We start from the raw sequence: 23,185 nt of genomic DNA on the forward strand, positions 1-23,185 counted from the left end.
CAGCAGTCAACGGCCTCGCCAGCAGTGACACTGGCGAGGCCGTTTTTCGATCATTCACCGATCCGCGCAATTGCGCAAGTTTTTTGACCATGCCCGAGCGGGCGGCGTCATTTCACCTTGCTTTTATCAAGCTTCTTGCCTGTCTCCGCATTGAAGCGCTCGACGTATTCCTCGATGAGCCGCCGCATCGCGCGTCCGATCTGCCGGTAGTCCGACTCGTTGAGATTGGCGAGCGACACGCGCCCCGACGCATGCTGCGTGCCGAAGCCGAGCCCCGGCAACAGCACCACCCGCGCCTCGCGCGCGAGCCGGAACAGCAGTTCGGTGGGCTGCGTGTTCTTCAATTGCCACTCGACAAACTCGCGCCCGAACATCCGTTCGCCGAGGAACTCGGCGTCGAGAATCGTGTAGTAATCGACCTGGTTCGGATCGTCGTCCTCGAACGAAATGCCGAGTTCCTCGTAGAGCGCCTGCTTGCGCTTGCGGATCAGGCGCTTCAACGCGTTCTTGTACGCGTCGGGCGTGTCCATCAGCGAGAACAGCGAAAAGAGCACCATCTGCACCTGCTGCGGCGTCGACAAGCCCGCCGTGTGATTGAGCGCGACGGTACGGCTGTCGGCAACCAGACGGTCGATGAACTTGAGCTTCTCGGGCTCCGTCGTGATCGATTCATAACGCTCGTGCAACTGCTCCTTCGCCTCTTTCGGCAACTCGGCAATCAACCTGTCGAGCACATTGTCGCGATGCGTCGCGATGGTGCCAAGACGCCAGCCGGTCGCGCCGAAGTACTTCGAGTACGAGTACACGAGAATCGTATTCTTCGGCGCGAGCGCGAACAGCGACACGAAGTCGTCCGCGAACGTGCCATACACGTCGTCGGTGAGAAGAATCAGATCCGGGCGTTCCTTGACGATGTCGGCAATGTATTGAAGGCTCTCGTCGTCCATCTTCACCGAAGGCGGATTGCTCGGGTTCACGAGAAAGAATGCCTTGACCTTCGGATCGCGCAGCTTGTCGAGTTCCTCTTTCGAATACTGCCAGTTGCTCTCGACGGCGGCGTGAAGGTTCACCACGTTCAACTGGTAGTCGTTCAGTCGCGGAATCTCGATGTACGGCGTGAAGATCGGCATGCCGAGCGCGATCGTATCGCCGGCTTTGAGCAGGTGATTCTCGCGCATCGTGTTGAAGATGTATGTCATGGCCGCCGTGCCGCCCTCCACGGCGAACACGTCGAACTCGCCGACAAACGGATGCTGCCCGATCATCTCGCGGCGCAGATACTGGCCGACAATTATTTCGGATAGCTTAAGCATCCGGTCCGGCACCGGATAGTTCGATGCGAGGATGCCTTCGCACATTTCATACAGGAAATCGCCCGCGGAAAGTCCCAACTGATCGCGCACATACGACACGGCGCCGCGCAAAAAGTCGATGCCGGGCACGCCCTTGTTCTCGCGCAGGAACAGATCGAAGCGCTCTTCGAGACCATCGCGCCGCGGGAATCCGCCGACGCCCTCCGGCATGTACGCGAACGAACGCTCCGACTCGCGCATCGCAAAGAGGCCGAGTTGCCAGAAGCCGTGACGCGGAATCGTCGCGAGAAAATTCGGGTTGCCGCGCCCGGCGTTGAGCATCGCCGCGTTGGCCGGACGCTCGACCGCGCCGCCGCCCGCGGCCTTGATGAGTTCATCCTTCAATTCGAACGGGCTCAGCGCGGCAAGACCCGCTTGCGCCATATCGCCATGTTTGCTGTCGCCCTTCTCTTTTGCCATGATGCGTTCTCCAATGAGCCAGATGAAAGCGCCGCCGCGAGTTGCTCTGCGTGATGCCGCGGCCGGCGCGAAGAGACCGATACAACGCTCCGCTAGACGAGCCCCACCACCAGCGGCCCGAGCAACGTCAACGCGACGTTTGCAATCGCATACGTGATGGCGAACGGCACGGTCGGCACCGCGCTTTCCGCCTTGTCGAGCACGCCGCCGAACGCCGGATTGGCGCTGCGCGAGCCCGTCAGCGCGCCCGCCAGGATGGCCGCGTTGTTGTAGCGAAGCACGTAGCGGCCGAACAGCATCGTGAGCAGAAGCGGGAACAGCGTGACGAATACGCCGAGCAGGAAGATCGTCATGCCGCTCTGCTTGACGGTCACCACCGCCTGCAAGCCGGAATTCAGGCCGACCACGGCGACGAAAGCGGCGAGTCCGAAGTCCTTCAGCAACTGCGAAGCAGCCGTGGGCATCACGCCGTACATCGGATGCTTGCCGCGCATCCAGCCGAACAGCAGGCCGGCAAGCAGGCAGCCGCCGCCGGAACCGAGCGTGAGCGGAATGCCGCCGACATTGACGACGATCAGGCCGATCAGCAAGCCGAGCACGAGACCCACGCCCATGTAGATGAAGTCGGTCTTGATGGTGTACGGCAGTTCGTAACCCGCGGCGTCGACGGCGCGCTTCGTGTCTTTCGGCGATCCGTAGAACGTGATGACGTCGCCGTGTTCGAGCTTTGTCTCAGGCAGTAGCGGCAGCGGCTGACCGGCGCGCGAAATGCTCTGGATGTACACGCCGTGGCGCATGTCGCGGTCCACGATCTCGCGTGCCGCGGCGATTGTGGTGTGGTTCATGCCTTTGCGCGTGAACACGCCTTCGCGCGTTTGCATGACGACGCCCACGTCGCCGATGTCGGCGACCTCGCTGCCGTTCGAGCCGAATTCGACGACGGCTTCGCGACGGCCCACGACCAGCACGACGTCGTCGGGTTCGAGGATCAGATCGGGCGTCGGGTCGAGCGTATGACCGCCGCGCTTGACGCGCTCGATGGTCAGCAGATCGCGATGCAGCGTCTCCACTTCTTTCACGGATTTGCCCGCGCTGACGTCGATCCGGTACGCGCGCCCCACCAGTTCCGGCAACGCGCGCAGTTGCCCCGGTCCTTGCGCCGGCGCGCCCGCTGCAAGCTCGCGTTCGGCTTCGATGGACGCATCGCGCAGGCTCTGCCCCATGAACTTCGGCAAGATGTTCACGCACACGATGATCGCGCCGAGCGAGCCGAACACGTAGGTCACCGCGTAGGCAATCGCCACGTCAGATTGCAGCGCCTTGACCTGGTCCGCGGGCAAGCCGAGGCGCGCGATCGCGTCGCCCGCCGTGCCGATAATCGCCGACTGCGTCAGCGCGCCGCCTGCGAGGCCGGCCGCGAGTCCCTTGTTCAGATGGAACAGCTTCGCGCACACCACGACGGTGATGAGCGCCGTGACCGCGAGAAAGACCGCCATCGCGATTTCGCGCAGCGTCTTGCGGTTCAGCGAATTGAAGAAGCCGGGACCCGAGTCGTAGCCGACCGCGTAGATAAACACCGCGAACATCACCGACTTGACGCCGTTGTCGATCGTCACGCCGGCCTGGCTGATGACCACGGCGGCAAGCAGCGAGCCGCCCACGCCGCCCAACTGGAATTTGCCGAAGTTGATCTGGCCGATGAAGTAACCCGCCGCCAGCGACAGAAACAGCGCTATCTCAGGCGATTTCTGAAAGATTTGATGTAGCCAGTCCATCGTGCCCTCGCTTTTTAGTTTGTCATACTAATTACCAGCCACTGCCGCGAGCGCACGAGCGACGCCTGACGGCACTGCTGACTGCCTAACCCAACTTGCCGGCAACGCCGACCACGACCGGACCCATCAACGGCAAAAGGATGTTGGAGAGCGCATAGGTGATCGTGTAGCCGATCACCGGCGTCGAATTGCCGGCCACGCCGACCAGCGCGCTGATCGCGGGCGTGCTGCACTGCTGACCGGCGATCGCGCCGAGCAGCATCGGCGTGTCGAGCTTGAGGAACACGCGGCCTATCCATAAGGACAACAGCCCCGGCACGAGCACGAGCAGAATGCCCGCCGCCGGCAACGCGAGGCCGTACTCGCGCACGAGCCTGATGGCATCCGGTCCCGCCGACAAACCGACCGCGGCGATAAACGTGGCGAGCCCGAAGTCCTTGAGAATCTGCGCCGCTGCCGAAGGCAACGAGCCGACGAGCGGATAGCGCGAGCGAATCCAGCCGAATAGCAGGCCCGACAGCAGACATCCGCCGCCCGTGCCCAGTGCGAGCGACACGCCGCCGATGCGCCCGCCGAGATGACCGATCGCCATGCCCGCGAGCACGCCGAGGCCGAGATAGACGAAGTCGGTCTTCTGCGTGGCGACGAGCACATAGCCGAGACGCCGGGCGCCGCGCTCCACGTCGGTCTTCGCGCCGACGAGCGTCAGCACGTCGCCGCGATTGAGTTCCGTGCCGGGCAACGCGGGGATCGTCGAGTCGAGCCGTGCGACGGCCGCGATATAGACGCCGCGTCCCTGCTCCGGGGCCGCGCGTTCGCGCAGTTGAGCGACCGTGAGACCGTGCGCGTCGCGCCGCGTCAGCACCACATCGCGCGTCTCCGCGAGGACCTGGCCGAAGTCCGCGCCGTCGACTTCATCGCCGAGACCCGGCCCCGCCGCGACGATCGCTTCGCGCCGGCCGCCTACCAGCACGAGGTCGCCGGACGCGAGCGCGAGTTGCGGCTCGACGGGCAGGTCCGAGCCGTTGCGCCGCACCTGCTCGATGGTGAGATTGAAGCCGTGCTGCTGTTCGATGGCGAAAACCGTCGCTCCATGAGCGCCGTCGATGCGGAACGCGCGGCCCACCAGCGCGGGCGCCGCGGCGCGCTGTCCGTCGCCTAGGGCGCCGTCGCCGCCGAGCGTGCGCCACATTTTTTCCGCCTCGGCGCGCAAATCGATGCGCAACAGCAAGGGCGCGAACTGACTGGTAAAGAGCACGATGGTGATAAGCCCGAACAGGTAACTCACGCTGTATGCAGTGACGACGTTGGCCTGCAGGCGCACCGTCTCAGCTTCCGCGAGACCGAGCTTCGCGATCGCCTCCGAAGCCGTGCCGATCACCGCGGACTCCGTTGCCGCGCCGGCCAGCAGGCCGGCTGCGGTGCCGGCGTCGAGCCGCATCACGGCCACCGCGATGACGATCAGCGCGAGCACCGACACGATCTCGATCACCGACAGCAGCCCATAGCGCCAGCCCCGGCCGATATTGGCGAAAAACTGCGGCCCGCCCGTGAAGCCCAGCGCAAAGATGAAGAGCGCGAATGCAATGTTCTTCAAATCGGGGGCGAGCCGCGCGCCGGTCTGACCCAATAGCAGCGCGACGATCAACGTGCCGCAAACGCCGCCCAATTGAATAAGGCCGATACGAAAGGAGCCGATCAAATAGCCGATTGCGAGGCTCGTGAACAGCGCGATCTCCGGTTGAGCCCTCAGCAATTCAGCGATCATGTTGGCCGGCCAATTTATAGGTTCGATTAGCGATCTGCTCAATAACGCCGACTGCAAATTGCGTGACTGCTTTCGTGAAGACTGTTCTGATCTGGGTCAATGGTTCAACTGGACGGTTCAATTAAACGCCATATGACGGAACAGGCAGGCAGCGCAATACGAACGCCGCACTGAACTACTGCGTCATTGAAAAAGACAGCATTTGCAATCGGACCACGCCGATGGCTTTGCAGGGACAAATTGCCACAGGTACCGTGCGTGCGGCGCGTTTTACCGTTTCCGCCCAAGACAGCGTCTGGCGCTCACGGGCTTTTTTAAATTATGTAAGTTGAGAAGACCTGTCAATGTTATTTTTTTCGCAGTTGTTCTTGACTTCGCGAATAGCGGACCTATGGAAAGGCACCTTCTAGCCGTTTTATTGCATTGCACCTTTTGATGAATTCCTTATACTCGTTTTCACTGAGCGCTAAAGCGCCGTCTTCATAAAACTGCGAATTGCGCAGCGCCGGTATGCGATTAAATGGAGTGAGCAATGCGCATGATCCTGTTCAGCAGCCGTCAATACGACGTCGAGACTTTCACCGAAGCGAATGCCGCGCATCGCTATGAACTGCATTTCCAGGAATCGCATCTGAACAGCGAAACCGCCGTGCTCGCGCGTGGCTATGAGGTCGTGTGTCCGTTCGTCAACGATCGTGTCGACGCCGCGGCGCTCGAACATCTGCATGCTGGCGGCACGCGCATGATCGCGTTGCGCTCCGCAGGCTTTAATCACGTCGATCTCGCAACGGCCGAGCGCCTCGGCATTGCCGTCGCCCGCGTGCCCGCTTATTCGCCGCACGCCGTCGCCGAGCATGCGGTGGGCCTCGTGCTCGCGCTGAACCGGCGCCTCCCGCGTGCGGTCGCGCGCACGCGCGAGGGCGACTTCTCGCTGCACGGACTATTGGGCTTCGATCTGCACGGCAAGACAGTCGGCGTGATCGGCACCGGCATGATCGGCCGCGTGTTCGGACGCATCATGTCGGGCTTCGGCATGCGCGTGCTGGCGTACGATCCCGGCACGCCCGCCGACGATCTGCTCGCGCTCGGCGCGCGCTATGTGACGCTCGACACGCTTCTCGCGGAATCGGACATTGTCAGCCTGCATTGTCCGTTGCTTCCGGCAACGTACCATCTGATCGACGCGGCCGCGCTCGCCAGAATGAAGCGCGGCGCGATGCTGATCAACACGGGGCGCGGCGGGCTCGTCGAAAGCAATGCGCTGGTCGGCGCGCTGAAGGACGGTCAGCTCGGCCATCTGGGGCTCGACGTCTACGAGGAAGAAGGCGGTCTGGTCTTCGAGGACCATTCGAATCTACCGCTGCAAGACGACGTGCTCGCGCGTCTTCTGATGTTCCGAATGTGATCGTCACCGCGCACCAGGCGTTTTTTACACGCGAGGCGATGAACGAGATCGCGCAGACCACGCTCGCGAACGTCGCCGCGTGGCAAGCGGGCACGCCTCGCAACGCGGTGCATGCGAACGACCAGGCGTCGTCGGGCCTGCCTGGCTGAAGCCGGAAATCTACCCACCGCCCGCGTTCAGCGGAACGGGGCGAATCGCCGTGCGGGCGTCGTCCGGTGCGCCGCATATCTCGCGCAGCAACGCCGCCTCGCGCTCGTGCACTTCCACCGGAAACCAGCGCGCCCCGGCATCGGCGAGATAGCGCGCGCGATGCTGCCCGTTGCGAAACGCCACCACGCCCTCGCGCTCGAAACCGAGCCACCCGAGCAGGCCCGAAGCGCGGCGCGTCGAGATCGTCACGTAGGGCATCTGCGGAATGCGCGGATTGTCCGGATCGAGGAACTCGCGAATGCCGCGCACCTTTCCCGCATGCCATTCGGCAACGGGCTTCAGAACATAATCGGTGTTGTCGCGATCGGCGCACGCGAGCAGCTTGCGCACGTCGACCACGACGACCTGATGCCGCGTGCCGTCGGCGACGAAGACGCGTTTCAGACGCACGTGGTCGTACCATGAATGCCGGTCGAGCGGGACGATCCAGACGGTCTCCGCGCAGGCCGGCGCACCCGCGGACGGTGAATTGGCGAGAGGCAAAGGCAGGCTCGATAAGCTGGCGGCAGCTCGCCAGCGCGTTAAGAGAGCGCTAACGCTACGAGTCGATTGTGAAAGAAGCATGTCAAGCCACGGTATTAGCTGCTGTGCATGAGCGCTGCACTGGCGCCCGAACGGATCAACGAACGGGCGAACGCGGACCTTCAGGGAGACGACGATGATAAGCACGCAAAATTTCAACCAATATGTGCGTATCGAAGCTAACCGTGATAACGGCGTAGCAACCATCGTGCTTGAGCGTCCGGAGCGGCGTAATGCGGTCGACCGCCTCGTCGCCGATGCGTTGAGCGCCGCGTTTCAATGCTTCGAAGCCGAGCCCGCGTGGCGCGCGGCCGTGCTGTTCGGCGCGTGCGGCACCTTCTGCGCAGGCGCGGATCTGAGCGCGCTCGCCGACGACACGCGCCGCAACGAGATTCACGCGGACGGCAGCGGTCCCGGACCGATGGGACCGACGCGCATGCATTTCACGAAGCCGGTGATCGCGGCCATTGCGGGCTATGCGGTCGCGGGCGGTCTGGAGCTGGCGGCCATGTGCGACCTGCGTGTCGTCGAGGAGGACGCGGTGCTCGGCGTGTTCTGCCGCCGCGTCGGCATTCCGTTGATCGACGGCGGGACGATTCGCTTGCCGCGGCTGATCGGCATGTCGCGCGCGCTCGATCTGATACTCACCGGCCGCGCGGTGAGCGCGCAGGAAGCGCTCGCTTTCGGCCTCGCGAATCGCGTGGTCGCCAAAGGCGAGGCGCGCGCGGCGGCCGAGCAACTAGCCGCCGAACTCGCGGCCTTTCCGCAGGCGGCGCTGCTGGCCGACCGCCGCTCGGTGCTGGAAAACAGCATGCTGGACGATCTCGCCGACGCGCTGCGGCGCGAAGGCGCCGGCGGCTATGCGGCGGTTTTCGACGAAGGTGTTGCGGGCGCCGAGCGTTTTACGAAGGGCGCGGGACGTCACGGCAAGGCGTCGGATTAAAAACAACAGCCGCGCCGTGCACACGACTGAGCGCCCAGCACTATCGTTTTGACTTAGGTAAAATCCCTAACTGTTTTGCTTTCAGCACGGCGCACGCGCTTTCGCCCCGAAAACGCGCGCCGTCCGCGCGACGTCTCGCGCCGCGCCGATCCACAGTCCGCCGCCATGCCTTTGCCCCTGCTTGCTCTCGCCATTGCCGCCTTTGGCATTGGCACCACCGAATTCGTCATCATGGGGCTGTTGCCCAACGTCGCCCGCGATCTGTCGGTGTCGATTCCGGCTGCCGGCATGCTGGTCTCCGCTTATGCGCTCGGCGTGACGATCGGCGCGCCCATTGTGGCGATCGCCGTCGCCAACATGCCGCGCAAGAAAGCGCTGATGAGCCTGATCGGCGTATTCATCGTCGGCAATCTGCTGTGCGCGCTTGCGCCGGGCTACGCGGTGCTGATGGCCGCGCGGATCGTCACCGCGTTCTGCCACGGCGCGTTCTTCGGCATCGGCTCAGTGGTGGCCGCGGGGCTCGTCGCGCCGAACCGCCGCGCGCAGGCCATCGCGCTGATGTTCACCGGCCTCACGCTGGCGAATGTGCTCGGTGTGCCGCTCGGCACGGCGCTCGGCCAGGCTGCCGGCTGGCGCGCGACCTTCTGGGCAGTGACGGGCATCGGCATCGCCGCGGCCGCCGCGCTCGCGGTCTGCCTGCCGGCGAAGATCGAGATGCAGAAAGCGAGCCTCGTGCGCGAATTCGGCGTGCTGAAAAATCCGCAAGTTCTGATGGTGCTCGGCATCAGCGTACTGGCGTCGGCGAGCCTCTTTTCCACTTTCACGTACATCACGCCGATTCTCGAAGACGTGACCGGTTTCACGCCGCACGCGGTCACGCTCGTGCTGTTGCTGTTCGGCCTTGGGCTGACGGTTGGCAGCACGCTCGGCGGCAAGCTCGCGGACTGGCGGCTGATGCCGTCGCTGGTGGCGTTCCTGCTCGCCATCGTCGCGATTCTGACGATCTTCGCCGGCACCATGCATGCCGAAATTCCGGCGATGATCACGATCTTCGCGTGGGGCGTTCTGGCGTTTGCGATCGTGCCGCCGTTGCAGATACTGATCGTCGACCGCGCGAGCGATGCGCCGAATCTCGCGTCGACGCTGAATCAGGTGCCTTCAACCTCGGCAATGCGACGGGCGCCTGGCTCGGCGGCATGGCGATCGGTGCGGGTGCGCCGTTGACTACGCTGCCGTGGGTCGGTGTCGCTATTTCCGTGGGGCGCTGCTGCTTACGCTGTGGTCGGTGTCGATCGACCGGCGTGCACAAAGGATGGCGGTGGCGGGGTGAACGCCAGGAGCGCATAGTGAGGCCAGCCGGCCGGGCGGCCTTTCTGGGCCATAGCCGGCCGGCGCTTCAGGTTCACGCGTTCACCCCCGCGCCGCCACAATCTCCCCGACGCAAGCCCCAAAACCCACGCGATATCCATCGCCCTGGCACCATCCGGCGAGCGTCAATTCATCGCCGTCCTCAATGAACGTGCGCGTGCCGCCGTCTTTCAGTTCGAGCGGCTTCTTGCCGTTCCACGTCAGTTCGAGCAGGCTGCCGTACGAGTCTTCGGTCGGGCCGCTGATCGTGCCCGAGCCCATCAGGTCGCCCACTCGCGTATTGCAGCCCGATACCGTGTGATGCGCGAGTTGCTGCGCCATCGTCCAGTACATGTGCCTGAAGTTGGTTCGCGCGATGGTCGTCGCCTGTTTCGCTGCATGAGGCCGCAGCTTCACTTCGAGCGCGATGTCGAACGCATGGTCGCCGTCGTGCCGTAGATACGCCAGCGGCTCTGGCTCCTGCACCGGGTGCGCGACGCGGAACGGTTCGAGTGCATCGAGCGTGACGATCCACGGCGAGATCGTGGTCGCGAACGTTTTTGCGTTGAACGGACCGAGCGGCACGTATTCCCATTGCTGAATGTCGCGGGCGCTCCAGTCGTTCAGCAGCACCATGCCGAAGATGTGCGCTTCCGCGTCCGCACATGCAATCGGCTCGCCCAACGCGTTGCCGCCGCCGATCACAAAGCCCGTCTCGAGTTCGATGTCGAGCTTGCGGCACGCGCCGAACACCGGCCGCTCCTGATCGGGCAACTTCAATTGACCATTGGGCCGACGCACCGGCGTGCCGCTCACCACCACCGACGACGCGCGTCCGTTGTAGCCGATGGGCATCTCCGACCAGTTCGGCAGCAGCGCATTCTTCGGATCGCGAAACATCGAGCCGACGTTCGTCGCATGCTCTTTCGAAGAATAAAAGTCCGTATAGCCGGGAATCTGCACGGGCAAATGAAGCCGCGCGTCGGCCGCACGCACCAGCACTTTGGCGCGCAGTGCCGCGTCGTCGCGCAACGTCGCGGTGTCGCGTGAAAGCAGGTTGCTCAACTGGATGCGCACGCTGCGCCACGCGTCGCGGCCTAGCGCGATGAAGTCGTTCAGCGTATCGCGCGCAAAAACATCGGCGTTCGACGGCAGCTTCAATAGCCCCGCCGCCTGCAATGCGGCCAGATCGACGATCTCATCGCCGATCGCCACGCCCGCGCGGCGCGCACCGTTTGTCGTGTCGCTGAAAATGCCGAACGGCAAATTCTGGATCGAGAAATCGTGACTCGGCTCGTTGGCCGACTCGACCCAGCTTTTGCGCGACGGATCGAGCGTCGCCTGAAGATCGCTCACTGCGCTCATCGTTGCTCCGGATTGAAGTGTTTCTTGAGACCTTGCCAGCACTCGTAGTAATGCGCCTGAAGCTGCGCGGTTTCGAGCGCAAAGCGCGTCGGCTTGATCAGCGTGCGCGTTTCGAACATGAAGGCCATCGTGTCGCCGACCTTGCTCGGCTTCGACGTGTCGCTATGCGACGCTTTCTCGAAGGTCTCCGCGTCGGGGCCGTGGCCGGACATGCAGTTATGCAGGCTCGCGCCGCCCGGCACGAAGCCTTCGGCCTTCGCGTCGTAGACGCCATGCACGAGGCCCATGAATTCGCTCGCGACGTTGCGATGGAACCACGGCGGGCGGAACGTATCTTCCGCGGCGAGCCAGCGCGGCGGAAAGATCACGAAGTCGATCGTATCGACGCCCGGCGTGTCGCTCTGCGATTGCAGCACGAGAAATATCGACGGGTCCGGATGATCGAAGCTGATCGAGCCGATCGTGTTGAAGCGCCGCAAGTCGTACTTGTACGGCGCATAGTTGCCGTGCCACGCGACCACGTCGAGCGGCGAATGGCCGATGTCCGCACGCCACAAATTGCCGTTCATTTTCGCGACGAGTTCGAAGTCGCCTTCGCGGTCTTCGTAGGCGGCATGCGGCGTGAGAAAGTCGCGCGGATTGGCGAGACCGTTCGAGCCGATCGGACCAAGATCCGGCAAGCGCAGCAACGCCCCGAAGTTTTCGCAGATGTAGCCGCGCGCATTGCCGTCGGGCAGGCTCACCGCGAAGCGCACGCCGCGTGGAATCACCGCGATCTCGAACGGTTCGACGTCCAGCCGGCCCAGTTCGGTTGCGATATGCAGGCGCCCTTCCTGCGGCACGATCAGCAGTTCGCCGTCGGCGCTGTAGAAGAAGCGGTCTTGCATCGAGCGATTCGCCGCGTACAGGTGGATCGCGCAGCCGTTCATCGATTCGGCTGCGCCGTTGCCGGCCATCGTCACCCAGCCGTCGATGAAATCCGTCGGCACGGTCGGCATCGGCAACGCGTCCCAGCGCAACTGGTTGGGCGGCGTCGGCGGGACGTCGGCGAAATTGGCGACGAGCCGCTCCGAAGGCAGCGGCGCGAACGGCTTGTGCACCGCCGCCGGACGGATGCGGTACAGCCACGAGCGCCGGTTGTGGCCGCGCGGCGCGGTGAACGCGGTGCCCGACAATTGTTCGGCGTACAGACCATAGGCGACGCGCTGCGGTGAATTGCGCCCTGCGGGCAGCGCGCCCGGCAGCGCTTCGGTCGCGAATTCGTTGGCAAAGCCGGACTGATAACCGGGCTCGATTTCGAGCCGCGAACTGGCGCTATGCGGCTGACGTGTTGAGGTGTCCATGCAAGTTCTCCGTTGACTCTGTATTTCGTCTCACGCGGGTTTCGTCACGCCGTTTGCGGCTGCGACGGGCGGTTGCGTTGCCGCGTCGCCGCGGCGAGCGCGATCACGAGCAGCGCGGAACACAGCACCGGCACGGCGGCCGCATGAAACAGCGATTCGTTCGACCAGTTCAATGCGATCAACTGGCCACCGACGAGCGGTCCAATCACCGAGCCGATCCGTCCGATACCGAGGCTCCAGCCGATGCCCGTCGAGCGCAGCGTGGTCGGGTAGAAATGGCCGGCCAGCGCGTTCACCGCCGGCTGTCCGCCGACCACGCAGAAGCCGCCCGCGAACACGACGAGCAACAGCCACGGCAACGCATGCGCGACCGTCCCGATGGTGCCAACGGCGAGCGCCGCGCCCGCAAAGCACAGGAACAGCACGCGCACAAAACCGAACCGTTCGATGAACCAGCCGAGCAGCAACGTGCCCACGACGCCGCCCGTCTGCAACACCGTGCCGACGATCACCGCCGTGCTCGGCGAATAACCGGCGTCGCGCATAACCGTAGGCAGCCAGTTCGACAGGAAGTACAGATCGATCAGATTCATGAAGCTGATCGCCCACAGGATCAGCGTCACCGGCGCCCGGCCCGCGCGGAACAGTTCCGCGACCGGCGCACCGTCATTGCCCTTTTCACGCACGACGACGCGCGTGTTCGCGTCGATCGGCAGGCTCGGATCGAATCGGGCGAGCCAGCGCAACGCGCGCTCGCTGCGGCCCTTCAGCACAAGAAATTGCAACGACTCCGGCAGCAAGGCAAGCATGGCGACGGCGAGCAGCAGCGGCACCACGCCGCCGACCCAGAACACCGCGCGCCAGCCGTAGGCCGGAATCAACGCGGCGCTGATAAATCCGCCGAGCGCGGCGCCCAACGTGAAACCGCACGACACCAGCATCATGCGCTTCACGCGATGCGCCGGCGTCGAGAATTCGCCGACGAGCGCCATCGCGTTCGGCATGATGCAGCCGAGGCCAAGACCCGTAATGAAGCGCAGCGCGATCAACGCGGGGATCGTCGCGACAAAGGGCGTGGCGAGCATCGACAGCGCGAAGAAAAAGGTCGCGCCGATCAGCACCGGACGACGCCCGATGCGGTCGGCCAGCACCGACAACCCAAGTGCGCCGAGCAGCATGCCGAACAGGCTCGCGCTGAAAACCGGACCGAGCGCCGCCTTCGACACATGCCATTCGCCGATCACGCTCGGCGCGACATAGCCCATGGCCTGCGCGTCGAAGCCGTCGATGACGAGGCACAGTCCGCACAACGCGAGCAACATCAATTGAAATGCCGGGTGATGCGTTTCGCCGAGCACCTGCTCGACTTCGATCACGTTGGCGGCGGCTGCGGCCGGCTTGGCGCTCATGAGGGTTGTCTCCGGATAGGGTCTTCGAATGCTTGCGCGAGAATTTACGCATAGTAAAACGAATTACGTTAAGTGAAATTAACGTATACCCTGGAGCTTGCGCGACACACGCGCCGCGGCCCGCGCAGACAGGCATCCGCGGGATATGGTTATCAGCATTTTGTTCATGTGACGGCGGTGCGGACTGCTACCATCGGAAGATGCGGTGTACGCGCGTTGTCCCGGCGCCGACACGCCACCAAGTGATCCATTCGCCTAAATGATTCCGCCGACTATCCCCACTCTCGTTGCGCGCGCCAGTGACCATCCCTTTCTCGGCAAACATCTGGCGATGGGCTCCGGCAGCCACGGAGACTTCGCGCTCGCGCGCTTTAACGACCTCGAACTGACGAGCGGCTACGAGCCGATCTTCGACATCAGCGTGCATGCGTTGGCGCAGTCGCTGTCGTCGGATGTGGAAAACGTGGATCGTTTCGGCGATGAGCTCGGCTTCCAGGCGGTCACGCAGCGGCTCGACGCCGCGCCGTTCGATATGTTCGACGCGTTCGACCGCATCGGCGACGACCAGCAACTGGTCTCGCTGGATCGCATGTCGCGCGCGCTGCATGCGATCAATTTCTTCGGCGCACAGCGGCACGGCCTGCTATTTCTGCGCGTGCACGAGCGGCTGTTGAAGAGCGTGAAGTACGACCACGGGCGGCATTTTTCGAGCGTGCTGACGTCGTTCGGGCTGAATCCGGCGAGGATCGTGATCGAGCTGCCCGCGGCGGCCGTCGCGCATAAGACTTTTCTCGGCTATCTGACGAAGAGCTATCAGCACTACGGCTTCAAGGTCGCGGGCAATCTGTCGAACGCGGGGCAGATTCTGTCGGTCTCCGATACGGCGCGGCTCGATTTCCTCAAGATGGATGCGGCAGTCGCGTTGCGCGACGCGACGGTCAAGCCGTTAGTCGGCTACGCGGGCCGGCTGCGGATTCCGCTGATTTTTAATCGCGTGATGGACGAAGCGCAGTTCGAAGCGTTGCAGCAATACGATGTGCGCTTTGTGCAGGGGCCGCTGTTTAATGCGCATTATCATGATCGGGCGGCTTGAGCGTGGCTTGATCCCGGCTTGATTTGCGCCACGGACTGCTAGCCCACGTCTCCCAGACGCCGCGCAAGCGTCTTCAATCTCGGCGCTACTTTCTCGCGAAACACCTCTTCTCCCATCGACGAAGCCGGCCCGCTGCAACTCAGCACGAGCCAGCGTCCTTCGCGCGGCTCGCGAAACGGCACCGCGACCGCGTTCACATCGTCATGCCACGCGCGAAACGAATAACAGCAGCGCTCCTCGGCGAACGCCGCGATCTCCTTCACGGCCTCGGCCACCAGCGCCGCGCCGCCCTTGCCCGCCGCTTTCTTCAGTTCGGCGAGCAGCGCATGGCGCACGTCGGCAGGCTGCACGGCGAGATACGCGCGGCCCATTGAGCTCGTCAGCATCGACAGTTTCGAGCCGGGCGCGAGGCCGAGCGTGAGCGCCGTTTCGCTGCGAATCGTGTCGAGATAGATCATGTCGAGTCCGTCGCGGCAGCCGAGCGACACCGCCGCGCCGACTTCGCGCGCGAACGCGCGCATATGCGGGCGCGCGAGTTCCAATGTGTCCGTGCCGGACAGCAACGCGAAACCGAGCGACAACACGCCGGCATCGAGCGCATATTTGCCTAGCGCCTCGTCGAGCCGCAGATAACCGAGCACGGTCAGCGTGTACGCGAGACGGTTGACGGTCGCCTTCGGCAAACCCGTGCGTTCGACGAAATCGCGGTTGCCGAGCATCGTCTCGCCAGGCTTGAAAGCGCGCAGCAGTTCGAGCCCGCGCGCAAGGGCGACGACAAATTTGCGCTCGTCGAGCGGCTCGGTGAAAGTGGCTGCGGGCGTCATCGGGTGATACACTCGGGTGTCGTTTGCAAAACATTGTTTCGCATAGCGGAACTCAAGTCAAGCTTGGATTACGCAGGAATCAGGAGATATGTCATGGCCGAGGCCGCGCAGTTTCACTGGGAAGACCCGTTGCTGCTGGATCAGCAGCTCACCGAAGACGAACGCATGGTGCGCGACGCCGCCGCCGCGTATGCACAGGACAAGCTCCAGCCGCGCGTGCTCGAAGCGTTCCGTCACGAGAAGACGGACATCGAGATCTTCCGCGAAATGGGCGAGCTCGGCCTGCTCGGCCCGACCATCCCTGAGCAATACGGCGGGCCGGGGCTCAACTATGTGGCGTATGGGCTGATCGCGCGTGAAGTGGAGCGCGTGGATTCCGGCTACCGGTCGATGATGTCGGTGCAGTCGTCGCTCGTGATGGTGCCGATCTACGAATTCGGCTCGGAGGCGCAAAAGCAGAAGTATCTGCCGAAGCTCGCCACCGGCGAATGGATCGGCTGCTTCGGGCTCACCGAGCCGAATCACGGCTCCGATCCGGGCAGCATGGTGACGCGCGCGAAGAAGGTCGACGGCGGCTACTCGCTGTCGGGCTCGAAAATGTGGATTACGAATTCGCCGATCGCGGATGTGTTCGTCGTATGGGCGAAGCTCGAGGAAAACGGCAAGGACGCGATTCGCGGCTTCATTCTCGAGAAGGGCTGGAAGGGACTGTCGGCGCCGACCATCCATAGCAAGGTGGGTTTGCGCGCGTCGATCACCGGCGAAATCGTGCTCGACGAAGTGTTCGTGCCGGAAGAAAACCGCTTTCCCGAAGTGAGTGGGCTGCGCGGTCCGTTCACCTGCCTGAACTCGGCGCGCTATGGCATCGCGTGGGGCGCGCTCGGTGCAGCCGAATCGTGCTGGCATACCGCGCGTCAGTATGTGCTCGATCGCAAGCAGTTCGGCCGGCCGCTCGCGGCCAATCAGTTGATTCAGAAAAAGCTCGCCGACATGCAGACGGAAATCACGCTGGGCCTGCAAGGCGTGCTACGCCTTGGCCGCATGAAGGACGAAGGCACTGCGGCCGTCGAGATCACGTCGATCATGAAGCGCAATTCGTGCGGCAAGGCGCTCGACATCGCGCGGCTCGCGCGCGACATGCTGGGCGGCAACGGCATTTCGGACGAATTCGGAATTGCGCGGCATCTGGTGAATCTGGAAGTCGTGAACACTTATGAAGGCACGCACGACATTCACGCGCTGATTCTCGGCCGCGCGCAAACGGGCATTCAGGCGTTTTTCTGAGGCTTGTCTGAGCATGTACGGAGCGCCGCTTGCGTCGATAACGGCGCGCTCTGGCGAGCAATAAAAGAAGGCCGGTTCGCAATGAACCGGCCTTCATTTATTTGACGACGCGCCGGAGTTTCCCGACGCGCCGAACGCGAGCTTACTTGTTCGGCTGCGGCGTCATGCGCAGATACGGACGCAGTGCCTTGTAGCCCTTCGGGAACTTCTGCTTGATCACTTCTTCGTCCTTCAGCGACGGCACGATCACGACGTCGTCGCCCTGCTTCCAGTTGCCGGGCGTCGCGACCGAGTGGCTGTCGGTAAGCTGCAGCGAATCGATCACGCGCAGAACTTCGTCGAAATTGCGCCCCGTGCTCGCCGGGTACGTGATGATAAGACGCACCTTCTTCTTCGGATCGATCACGAACAGCGAGCGCACGGTGAGCGTTTCGTTCGCGTTCGGGTGAATCATGTCGTACAACTCGGACACCTTGCGGTCGCCGTCGGCCAGAATCGGGAAGCCGACGCTCGCGGCCTGCGTTTCATTGATGTCCTTGATCCACTCCTTATGCGACTCAGCGCTGTCGACCGACAATGCAATCGTCTTGACGTTGCGTTTTGCGAATTCGTCGGCGAGCTTGGCCGTCAGACCGAGTTCAGTGGTGCAGACCGGCGTGAAGTCGGCCGGATGCGAGAACAGGACGCCCCAGCTATCGCCGAGCCATTCATGAAACTTGATGCGGCCGATACTCGACTCCTGCTCGAAATCCGGTGCGATATCGCCAAGACGTAGACTCATTTGCATCTCCTTAAGGTTCTGAAAAACTGGCGTGGGCGTGTGCCCGTGTGGTTCCGCAAAGATAAAGCATACGGCAGCAACCGTACATGGCGAACCAACATCGGCTCAGTACTTTATGCGGTTTTGTAATTTTCGCCGATTTAGTGGAAACTTTGCGGGACAGATCAACTCCATCATGCACTAACATCAACTGCGGAAGTGGCGCAGTGGATGTTCGGGGAGTTTCACCTCGCCGGGAACGGTTCGTGCATTCGCTCGGTGCAACCGGGCAGTGGCTCGCCAGTCGCCGTTTCTTTGGTTACGATTCACGCGTGGCGTGAGACGAAGGGGGAGCTGTCAATGTCGGAAGTCAACAAGGAGAGATTGATGTCGGATATCAAAACCGTCCTCGCGGACGCGGAAGACCTGCTGAAACAGGCCGCAAGCGCAACGGGCGAGCGCGCTTCGGAATTGCGCGAAACGGCGCTGTCCCGCCTGAAGCAAGCCAGGGAAAAAGCGGCCGACGTGCAGGTCGTCGTAGTCGAGAAAGGCAAGAAGGCTGCTCGCGCAACCGACGACTACGTTCACGAGCACCCGTGGGCATCCATCGGCATCGCTGCGGGCGCCGGCGTGCTGCTGGGTCTCCTGATCAACCGCAAGTAACACTGCACCGCAGGTGCCGGACACGCGATGTCCGGCATGCCAGCCAATCGAGCGGACCGGCGCACGTCAGGCCGGTCAGCTTATCCCGGCGCGCACGTTTGCCACGCGCCGCTTCGGCCAACCCGCGCAACGCCCACAGCCATGACGATCGACACACAATCGCAGCGCGAACAACATAGTCCGTTACGCCGCATCATCAGTTCGGTGTCGGCGATTCTGCAAACGCGTCTGGAACTGATCGGCATTGAACTCGCCGAAGAAAAGGATCGCCTCCTCGGCGTGCTGTTCCTCGGCCTTGCCGCGATGATGCTGACCACCATGGCCCTGATCGCCCTCACGGCGCTGATCGCGATTGCGTTCTGGGACACCTACCGATGGCAGGCGCTTGCCGGAATCACGCTCGTCTACGCGATTGCGGGACTGGTGTGTGCGCTAAAGGCGCGCAGCGGGCTGCGCAATGCGCCGATGGTGTTCGATGCCACCATCGCCGAATTCGAAAAAGACCGCGACGTGTTTCGCAAACCGTAGCGTTGGCGAACGAGTGTGATGCTTTGCGAGCCGTTTGTAGCATTGTTCATTGCCCTTTCGTTGCGCTGTTCCTTGCCCCTCTCACTGCCGACACGCCATGAGCCATAGCTACTCCAGCACCGCCTACCGTAACAAGCGCCAGCCGGCGAGAGACTTGAGCGCACCGCAGTTGCGCGAATTGCGCAAGGAACTGTTGCTCGTGCGCGCGGACGTCGAGCGCATGGAATTCGCTCAGGCCACGCTCGAATTACGCGAGGCCGTCACTCACTTCAGTTGGCTCAAGTTCATCGTGCCAGGCTTCGGCGGGCTGCGCATGGGCAGCGGCGCCAAGGCTAGCCTTCTGAACGCCGGAACCATCGGCGCACTTCTGAAGCAATATCCGGTGATCAGTTCGATCGTGTCGCTCGTGCTCGCGAAACCGTTGCGCGCGACGTTCGCAGCCGGTGCGAAGCCCGCACTCAAGTGGGGCGGTCTCGCATTCGCCGCGTGGGAAGCGTATCGCGTATGGCAGCAGATCAAGGGCGAGTCGCGTGCTTCGGCAAGGTCCGGCGACGAGGGGTGAATTCGTCGCATATGCTGCTGGCATCAGACGGCTTGCTGCGCAGACAGCAGCCCCGTTGCTAGCCTGTGGCCCAACACTGCGCGGTCAGCGGTGCCGAACCGTTTCCCGCAGTCTTATTGCTTCGCATGCCGGTCGCGTCGAGCGTAAAGACGCCGCACGCGTCGTCTCGCATCGGTCCCGATTCGTCCGGCGCCGCTTCGATCGAATAGCCGCCGTTTGCATCGTCCGCCGGCAACACGCGCAACCGATAAACAGCCGAGCCGAATGACGGAGCCTGGTTGAAGCCGGGCGGCAGCGCAAGAACGCTGTCGCTTGCCGCGCCCTCGACGAATTGCGCCGCGCGCAACAGCGCCGATGCCGCGTCCATCCGATACGTGCGCGCGATATGGCTGCGATACGAAGGCACCGCGAACAAAGCCAGCACAGCGACGATCGCGAGCGTGATGATCAGCTCGAGCAAGGTGAATGCGGATAGATGCAGCCTTCTCATTTGCAACCTCGCTAAAAGGGCCGTGCAGCGACGCGCCGCCAATGGCGTTCGATCCTGTCGCCGTCGATAACCAGTTGCATCTGCAGCCATACCTGCGACTCGCGCTTGTTGCCGAAGCCGCGCGCCGTCAACAGATACGCGCGTGCATCGGGGCGACCGGCGAGACGCCACTCTTCGGCCACGCATTGCGGCGCGCGCAGCGAGCCGGGCCATTGCGCCAAAGGTGTGGCAGCGGCGCCTTCGAACGTGGCCTCGACTTTCCATTGCGCTGGCTCATGGGCGGCGGGCTGCGATGCGATCACACCCAGGCCCGTGGATGCAACGGCGCTGCGGGCGCATAAGGTCAATGCCGAATCGGCGGCGTGAAAGGCCTGCAAATAGTCGCGCACGTTTACCGCGCTACGCGCTGCCGCGAGCGATGCCTCGAACCACGCCGCGGACGTCGCGAGCAGCATCGCGGAAATCAGCAGGACGATGGGTAATACGGTGCCGCGCTCCTGCATGCGCGGGGCGTGTCTGCGAAGGCGGCGAGGTCGATCCGATTGCTGACTAGCGGCTTCGTCCAAGCAACCGCGTTCGGCCATGACTGGCGTTTCGCTCACGACAAGCCCCCTGCGTAATTGCGCAACGCAACTCGCCGCCAGAACGCTTGCCGCGGACGCAGATCCGTCGCGATACCGCTTACGCCGTCGCAATCGACATAACGTGAGCGCTGCCCTTGCGGCGCGCCGCGCACTAGCACGCAGAGGTCAACCGCGACCACGTTGGCCCACTGGTCGGCCGTCACCGCCCAGGCGTCGATTGCATTCGCCGCGCCGGCAAGCCAATACTTGATGCGCAACCGCTCCACACCTTCGACGAGCGGTTGCGCGGACCCTGTCTTGCCGTTGCCTTCGCAGTACAGTTCCGGCTCTCCGGTCGAACTGCTCGCCTTCGCGTAAAAGCGATTGACCACCGGCACGCCGCGATCGCCGAGCGCAGCGCTGTTGGCTGTGACAGCTTGTCCGAGGCAGTCCGTCGTCTGTCCCGTGGCCGACGGCCAGGTCGACACGCTGTCTCCAACGTATCGCACCGCGACGCCGTCCGATTTGCCCGTCAATGTCTCGCACGTCGGACGGCTGTCGTCCGTGCCTGTCGGATGCCCGCCCGAACAGCCGAACAACGACGTTGGCGCACGATATTGCGTGGCGTCGGCCGGCACGAAGCCCGCCATCTGCAACTGCTGGCCAACGACGGTCAACGCAGTCAAGCCGGCATCGCGCATACGCAGCGCATTGTTCGCGCGGTCGAAGGCGGCTCGCTGCATCGTGTAAAGCGAGACGGCGCCCGCGGTCACGATGAGTCCAAGCGCAAGCGCGATCACGAGCTCGATCAGCGTATGGCCGCGCACGTCATGCGCATGCGGCATCATTTGACGAACGCCAATGCGACGCACGAAAGGCCCACGGGCGCATCCACTCCGCCGCACGGCTCGGGCTTGTCGATCACGTCGTCGGCGGCGTGCGGCGCGTTGCGCGGAGCCGTCCAAGTGACGCGGGCCGCCGACACGCCTCCTATGCCGATCACCGACGCGTCGCCGCCCGGCAACAGCGTCGCCGCTCGCGAGCGCCATGCGTTAAGCGCGGCGTCGTTCGCTGACGGCGCAGACACCGCTTCGGCGACCGAATCGGCGATCCATGCGGCGTGTTCGCGCATCGACATTGCTCGCGCCTCGCGCGCCGTCCACAATTGCCCGGCGATGAGACCGAGCGCCGTGACTGCCATCACCGCGACGGCCAGCATCACTTCGATCAACGAACTACCGCGGCGCTTGTTGCAACTGCGGTGAGGCCGTGCCTGCAGCCGCCGCAAAGACCTTCTGACCAACGGGCTCACGACGCCGCCCCACACGCGCCGTCCGTAATTCGCGTGCGACCACCCGCCGCGATGCGAATGCAGCGCCGCCACTTATCGCCCTGCGTTGCTTTCGATGGCGTTCGCGGCGCAATGTCGAAGCTGCGAAACGTGCCGATCAGTTGACCAGCAGGCGGTGTGAACGTGAGATTCGTCTGCGTGCCGGCGATGCTCACCGCCGCAACCGAGGCATGCGCGCGCAACAGCGTAGACGTGCCGCCGCGCTCGGCCAATACGGCCCAACCGCAAGACCAGTCGGCGACGCCATTGCCGCACGGCTGCCCGGCGGCAAGACAGTGACGCGCCGCGTCCGTCCTGCATACGATCACGCGGGCGCCGCGGCGCAATGCCTCACTGCGTGCATACGCAAGCGTGGACACGAGCGCGTTCGCACGTGCGTCGACCTGATCGCGCACCTGCCAGGCTACGAACGATGGCGTCGCCATCATCACGATCACCGCGAGCAGCGCGATCACGGCCAGCGTTTCGATAAGCGTAAATGCGCCGCATGGCGACGAAGCGATTGCATGTTGTTTCATCTGCATCCCTGAACGTTTTCAAAGAATGCAGCCAATCTAGCGATTCGCGGACCGTCCAACAATCGGCCGAATGGCCAGGTGGTATTCAGACGCTACCGCACGCGAGAATTCACGCGACGAACCACAATCGGAGCGGCAAATGCAGAAACGTCAAGCCACGCGGCAAAACAGAAACGACAGGAAGCGCCGGGCGGCGGGCTTCCGATCAGCGCTTGCGGGAAGGCTTGGGAGGAGAAGAGGCGCGGCGGAACTCTTCGATCACGTCTTCGAATTCGGAGACGTCTTCAAAGCGCCGGTAGACGGAGGCGAAACGAACGTAGGCAATGGTGTCGAGCGCGCGCAACTCGTTCATGACGAGTTCGCCGAGACGTTCGCTGCGCACTTCGCGCTCGCCGCTGCCCAGCAGTTGATATTCGATACGGGCGACGGCCGCGTCGATCGCGTCCGCTGCAACCGGACGCTTGCGCAGCGCCAGTTGCATGCTCGCGACAATCTTGCGGCGATCGAATTCGGTGCGGCTGCCGTCTTTCTTGACGACCGCCGGCAACGCCAGCTCGACCCGCTCATACGTCGTAAAACGCTTGTCGCAGGCCGGGCAGCGGCGGCGCCGGCGAATCGTCGCGCCGTCTTCCGAGACACGCGAGTCGACGACCTGCGTATCGGCGTGACGGCAGAAAGGGCAATGCATGG

General features: G+C 63.5%; 21 protein-coding genes and 2 pseudogenes. 8 read left to right on the forward strand and 15 right to left on the reverse strand.

The features are described from left to right. Positions 1-107: 107 nt before the first annotated feature. The 3 genes from BGRAMDRAFT_RS06210 to aspT (BGRAMDRAFT_RS06220) all read right to left on the reverse strand — a co-directional run bounded on the left by BGRAMDRAFT_RS06210 (position 108) and on the right by aspT (BGRAMDRAFT_RS06220) (position 5,315). A complete protein-coding gene (locus BGRAMDRAFT_RS06210; RefSeq protein ID WP_006047832.1) occupies positions 108-1,772 on the reverse strand; it encodes a bifunctional aspartate transaminase/aspartate 4-decarboxylase in 1,665 nt (554 codons plus the stop codon). A gap of 92 nt (positions 1,773-1,864) precedes the next feature. Continuing rightward, positions 1,865-3,547 carry an aspartate-alanine antiporter gene (gene aspT / locus BGRAMDRAFT_RS06215; protein ID WP_006047833.1) on the reverse strand — a complete coding sequence of 561 codons (1,683 nt, stop codon included), beginning with the start codon at positions 3,545-3,547 and terminating at the stop codon, positions 1,865-1,867. A gap of 85 nt (positions 3,548-3,632) precedes the next feature. Further along, positions 3,633-5,315: an aspartate-alanine antiporter gene (gene aspT, locus BGRAMDRAFT_RS06220; RefSeq protein ID WP_006047834.1), complete on the reverse strand. Its 1,683-nt coding sequence runs from the start codon at positions 5,313-5,315 to the stop codon at positions 3,633-3,635. 532 nt (positions 5,316-5,847) lie between these two features. Between aspT (BGRAMDRAFT_RS06220) and BGRAMDRAFT_RS06225 the strand changes: the two are divergent. Then, positions 5,848-6,869, forward strand: a pseudogene (locus BGRAMDRAFT_RS06225) (2-hydroxyacid dehydrogenase). Positions 6,870-6,879: 10 nt separating this feature from the next. Here BGRAMDRAFT_RS06225 and BGRAMDRAFT_RS06230 read toward each other — a convergent pair. Then, complete coding sequence (locus BGRAMDRAFT_RS06230) at positions 6,880-7,494, reverse strand: plasmid fertility inhibition factor family protein (RefSeq protein WP_029970394.1); 615 nt, start codon at positions 7,492-7,494, stop codon at positions 6,880-6,882. Between the two features lie 94 nt (positions 7,495-7,588). Here BGRAMDRAFT_RS06230 and BGRAMDRAFT_RS06235 point away from each other — a divergent pair, with 94 nt between their 5' ends. Beyond that, positions 7,589-8,395: a crotonase/enoyl-CoA hydratase family protein gene (locus tag BGRAMDRAFT_RS06235; RefSeq protein ID WP_006047838.1), complete on the forward strand. Its 807-nt coding sequence runs from the start codon at positions 7,589-7,591 to the stop codon at positions 8,393-8,395. 165 nt (positions 8,396-8,560) lie between these two features. Then, positions 8,561-9,725 (forward strand): annotated as a pseudogene (locus BGRAMDRAFT_RS06240) (MFS transporter). 80 nt (positions 9,726-9,805) lie between these two features. Here the strand turns inward: BGRAMDRAFT_RS06240 and fahA are convergent. The 3 genes from fahA to BGRAMDRAFT_RS06255 are packed head-to-tail and all read right to left on the reverse strand — an operon-like array spanning position 9,806 to position 13,859. Beyond that, the gene (gene fahA, locus BGRAMDRAFT_RS06245; RefSeq protein ID WP_006047840.1) at positions 9,806-11,107 is read right to left on the reverse strand and encodes a fumarylacetoacetase; all 1,302 of its coding nucleotides are present in this window, start codon (positions 11,105-11,107) and stop codon (positions 9,806-9,808) included. Further along, complete coding sequence (hmgA, locus tag BGRAMDRAFT_RS06250; RefSeq protein WP_006047841.1) at positions 11,104-12,450, reverse strand: homogentisate 1,2-dioxygenase; 1,347 nt, start codon at positions 12,448-12,450, stop codon at positions 11,104-11,106. Before hmgA ends, fahA begins: the two co-directional genes overlap by 4 nt. A 44-nt stretch (positions 12,451-12,494) precedes the next feature. Then, on the reverse strand, positions 12,495-13,859 hold the full coding sequence (locus BGRAMDRAFT_RS06255; protein WP_006047842.1) for an MFS transporter: 1,365 nt from the start codon (positions 13,857-13,859) through the stop codon (positions 12,495-12,497). Positions 13,860-14,118: 259 nt separating this feature from the next. Between BGRAMDRAFT_RS06255 and BGRAMDRAFT_RS06260 the strand changes: the two genes are divergently transcribed. Beyond that, positions 14,119-14,952 carry an EAL domain-containing protein gene (locus BGRAMDRAFT_RS06260; RefSeq protein WP_006047843.1) on the forward strand — a complete coding sequence of 278 codons (834 nt, stop codon included), beginning with the start codon at positions 14,119-14,121 and terminating at the stop codon, positions 14,950-14,952. A 38-nt stretch (positions 14,953-14,990) separates the two neighbouring features. Here BGRAMDRAFT_RS06260 and BGRAMDRAFT_RS06265 read toward each other — a convergent pair whose 3' ends face one another. Next, positions 14,991-15,776, reverse strand: coding sequence for an IclR family transcriptional regulator (locus BGRAMDRAFT_RS06265; RefSeq protein WP_006047844.1), 786 nt, complete (start codon positions 15,774-15,776; stop codon positions 14,991-14,993). Positions 15,777-15,869: 93 nt separating this feature from the next. Between BGRAMDRAFT_RS06265 and BGRAMDRAFT_RS06270 the strand changes: the two genes are divergently transcribed. After that, positions 15,870-17,060, forward strand: a complete 1,191-nt coding sequence (locus tag BGRAMDRAFT_RS06270; RefSeq protein ID WP_006047845.1) for an acyl-CoA dehydrogenase — start codon at positions 15,870-15,872, stop codon at positions 17,058-17,060. 142 nt (positions 17,061-17,202) lie between these two features. Here BGRAMDRAFT_RS06270 and BGRAMDRAFT_RS06275 read toward each other — a convergent pair whose 3' ends face one another. Next, on the reverse strand, positions 17,203-17,841 hold the full coding sequence (locus BGRAMDRAFT_RS06275) for a peroxiredoxin (protein WP_006047847.1): 639 nt from the start codon (positions 17,839-17,841) through the stop codon (positions 17,203-17,205). Positions 17,842-18,180: 339 nt separating this feature from the next. On the opposite strand from BGRAMDRAFT_RS06275, the gene BGRAMDRAFT_RS06280 reads away from it, so the two are divergent. The 3 genes from BGRAMDRAFT_RS06280 to BGRAMDRAFT_RS06290 all read left to right on the forward strand — a co-directional run bounded on the left by BGRAMDRAFT_RS06280 (position 18,181) and on the right by BGRAMDRAFT_RS06290 (position 19,573). Further along, positions 18,181-18,483 (forward strand): ElaB/YgaM/YqjD family protein, encoded by a 303-nt coding sequence (locus tag BGRAMDRAFT_RS06280; RefSeq protein WP_006047848.1) that lies wholly within the window; start codon positions 18,181-18,183, stop codon positions 18,481-18,483. Positions 18,484-18,624: 141 nt separating this feature from the next. Continuing rightward, positions 18,625-19,011 carry a phage holin family protein gene (locus tag BGRAMDRAFT_RS06285; RefSeq protein WP_006047849.1) on the forward strand — a complete coding sequence of 129 codons (387 nt, stop codon included), beginning with the start codon at positions 18,625-18,627 and terminating at the stop codon, positions 19,009-19,011. 97 nt (positions 19,012-19,108) lie between these two features. After that, a complete protein-coding gene (locus BGRAMDRAFT_RS06290) occupies positions 19,109-19,573 on the forward strand; it encodes a DUF3318 domain-containing protein (protein ID WP_006047850.1) in 465 nt (154 codons plus the stop codon). A gap of 58 nt (positions 19,574-19,631) precedes the next feature. Here the strand turns inward: BGRAMDRAFT_RS06290 and BGRAMDRAFT_RS06295 are convergent, their stop codons facing one another. From BGRAMDRAFT_RS06295 to nrdR, 6 genes are all read right to left on the reverse strand, one after another. Continuing rightward, on the reverse strand, positions 19,632-20,063 hold the full coding sequence (locus tag BGRAMDRAFT_RS06295) for a type IV pilin protein (protein WP_006047851.1): 432 nt from the start codon (positions 20,061-20,063) through the stop codon (positions 19,632-19,634). Between the two features lie 11 nt (positions 20,064-20,074). Next, positions 20,075-20,566: a pilus assembly PilX family protein gene (locus tag BGRAMDRAFT_RS06300; RefSeq protein ID WP_006047852.1), complete on the reverse strand. Its 492-nt coding sequence runs from the start codon at positions 20,564-20,566 to the stop codon at positions 20,075-20,077. Between the two features lie 95 nt (positions 20,567-20,661). Beyond that, positions 20,662-21,474 carry a type IV pillus assembly protein gene (locus BGRAMDRAFT_RS06305; protein ID WP_006047853.1) on the reverse strand — a complete coding sequence of 271 codons (813 nt, stop codon included), beginning with the start codon at positions 21,472-21,474 and terminating at the stop codon, positions 20,662-20,664. Then, the gene (locus BGRAMDRAFT_RS06310; protein ID WP_409372875.1) at positions 21,471-21,905 is read right to left on the reverse strand and encodes a type IV pilus modification PilV family protein; all 435 of its coding nucleotides are present in this window, start codon (positions 21,903-21,905) and stop codon (positions 21,471-21,473) included. The genes BGRAMDRAFT_RS06305 and BGRAMDRAFT_RS06310 overlap by 4 nt, the downstream gene beginning before the upstream one ends. Before the next feature lie 29 nt (positions 21,906-21,934). Then, positions 21,935-22,495 (reverse strand): GspH/FimT family pseudopilin, encoded by a 561-nt coding sequence (locus BGRAMDRAFT_RS06315; RefSeq protein ID WP_006047855.1) that lies wholly within the window; start codon positions 22,493-22,495, stop codon positions 21,935-21,937. 205 nt (positions 22,496-22,700) lie between these two features. Further along, positions 22,701-23,183, reverse strand: a complete 483-nt coding sequence (gene nrdR, locus BGRAMDRAFT_RS06320; RefSeq protein ID WP_006047856.1) for a transcriptional regulator NrdR — start codon at positions 23,181-23,183, stop codon at positions 22,701-22,703. Positions 23,184-23,185: the final 2 nt, after the last annotated feature.

This window comes from Paraburkholderia graminis C4D1M, assembly GCF_000172415.1.
GTDB lineage: Bacteria > Pseudomonadota > Gammaproteobacteria > Burkholderiales > Burkholderiaceae > Paraburkholderia > Paraburkholderia graminis.

Coding starts and splice junctions, on each gene's coding strand:
- BGRAMDRAFT_RS06305 (WP_006047853.1), bottom strand. CDS start 21,474: ATGATGCCGCATGCGCATGACGTGCGCGGCCATACGCTGATCGAGCTC.
- BGRAMDRAFT_RS06280 (WP_006047848.1), top strand. CDS start 18,181: ATGTCGGAAGTCAACAAGGAGAGATTGATGTCGGATATCAAAACCGTC.
- BGRAMDRAFT_RS06290 (WP_006047850.1), top strand. CDS start 19,109: ATGAGCCATAGCTACTCCAGCACCGCCTACCGTAACAAGCGCCAGCCG.
- BGRAMDRAFT_RS06235 (WP_006047838.1), top strand. CDS start 7,589: ATGATAAGCACGCAAAATTTCAACCAATATGTGCGTATCGAAGCTAAC.
- BGRAMDRAFT_RS06300 (WP_006047852.1), bottom strand. CDS start 20,566: ATGCAGGAGCGCGGCACCGTATTACCCATCGTCCTGCTGATTTCCGCG.
- BGRAMDRAFT_RS06255 (WP_006047842.1), bottom strand. CDS start 13,859: ATGAGCGCCAAGCCGGCCGCAGCCGCCGCCAACGTGATCGAAGTCGAG.
- hmgA (WP_006047841.1), bottom strand. CDS start 12,450: ATGGACACCTCAACACGTCAGCCGCATAGCGCCAGTTCGCGGCTCGAA.
- aspT (WP_006047834.1), bottom strand. CDS start 5,315: ATGATCGCTGAATTGCTGAGGGCTCAACCGGAGATCGCGCTGTTCACG.
- BGRAMDRAFT_RS06210 (WP_006047832.1), bottom strand. CDS start 1,772: ATGGCAAAAGAGAAGGGCGACAGCAAACATGGCGATATGGCGCAAGCG.
- BGRAMDRAFT_RS06260 (WP_006047843.1), top strand. CDS start 14,119: ATGATTCCGCCGACTATCCCCACTCTCGTTGCGCGCGCCAGTGACCAT.
- BGRAMDRAFT_RS06285 (WP_006047849.1), top strand. CDS start 18,625: ATGACGATCGACACACAATCGCAGCGCGAACAACATAGTCCGTTACGC.
- BGRAMDRAFT_RS06275 (WP_006047847.1), bottom strand. CDS start 17,841: ATGAGTCTACGTCTTGGCGATATCGCACCGGATTTCGAGCAGGAGTCG.
- BGRAMDRAFT_RS06270 (WP_006047845.1), top strand. CDS start 15,870: ATGGCCGAGGCCGCGCAGTTTCACTGGGAAGACCCGTTGCTGCTGGAT.
- BGRAMDRAFT_RS06295 (WP_006047851.1), bottom strand. CDS start 20,063: ATGAGAAGGCTGCATCTATCCGCATTCACCTTGCTCGAGCTGATCATC.
- aspT (WP_006047833.1), bottom strand. CDS start 3,547: ATGGACTGGCTACATCAAATCTTTCAGAAATCGCCTGAGATAGCGCTG.
- fahA (WP_006047840.1), bottom strand. CDS start 11,107: ATGAGCGCAGTGAGCGATCTTCAGGCGACGCTCGATCCGTCGCGCAAA.
- BGRAMDRAFT_RS06315 (WP_006047855.1), bottom strand. CDS start 22,495: ATGAAACAACATGCAATCGCTTCGTCGCCATGCGGCGCATTTACGCTT.
- BGRAMDRAFT_RS06265 (WP_006047844.1), bottom strand. CDS start 15,776: ATGACGCCCGCAGCCACTTTCACCGAGCCGCTCGACGAGCGCAAATTT.
- nrdR (WP_006047856.1), bottom strand. CDS start 23,183: ATGCATTGCCCTTTCTGCCGTCACGCCGATACGCAGGTCGTCGACTCG.
- BGRAMDRAFT_RS06230 (WP_029970394.1), bottom strand. CDS start 7,494: ATGCTTCTTTCACAATCGACTCGTAGCGTTAGCGCTCTCTTAACGCGC.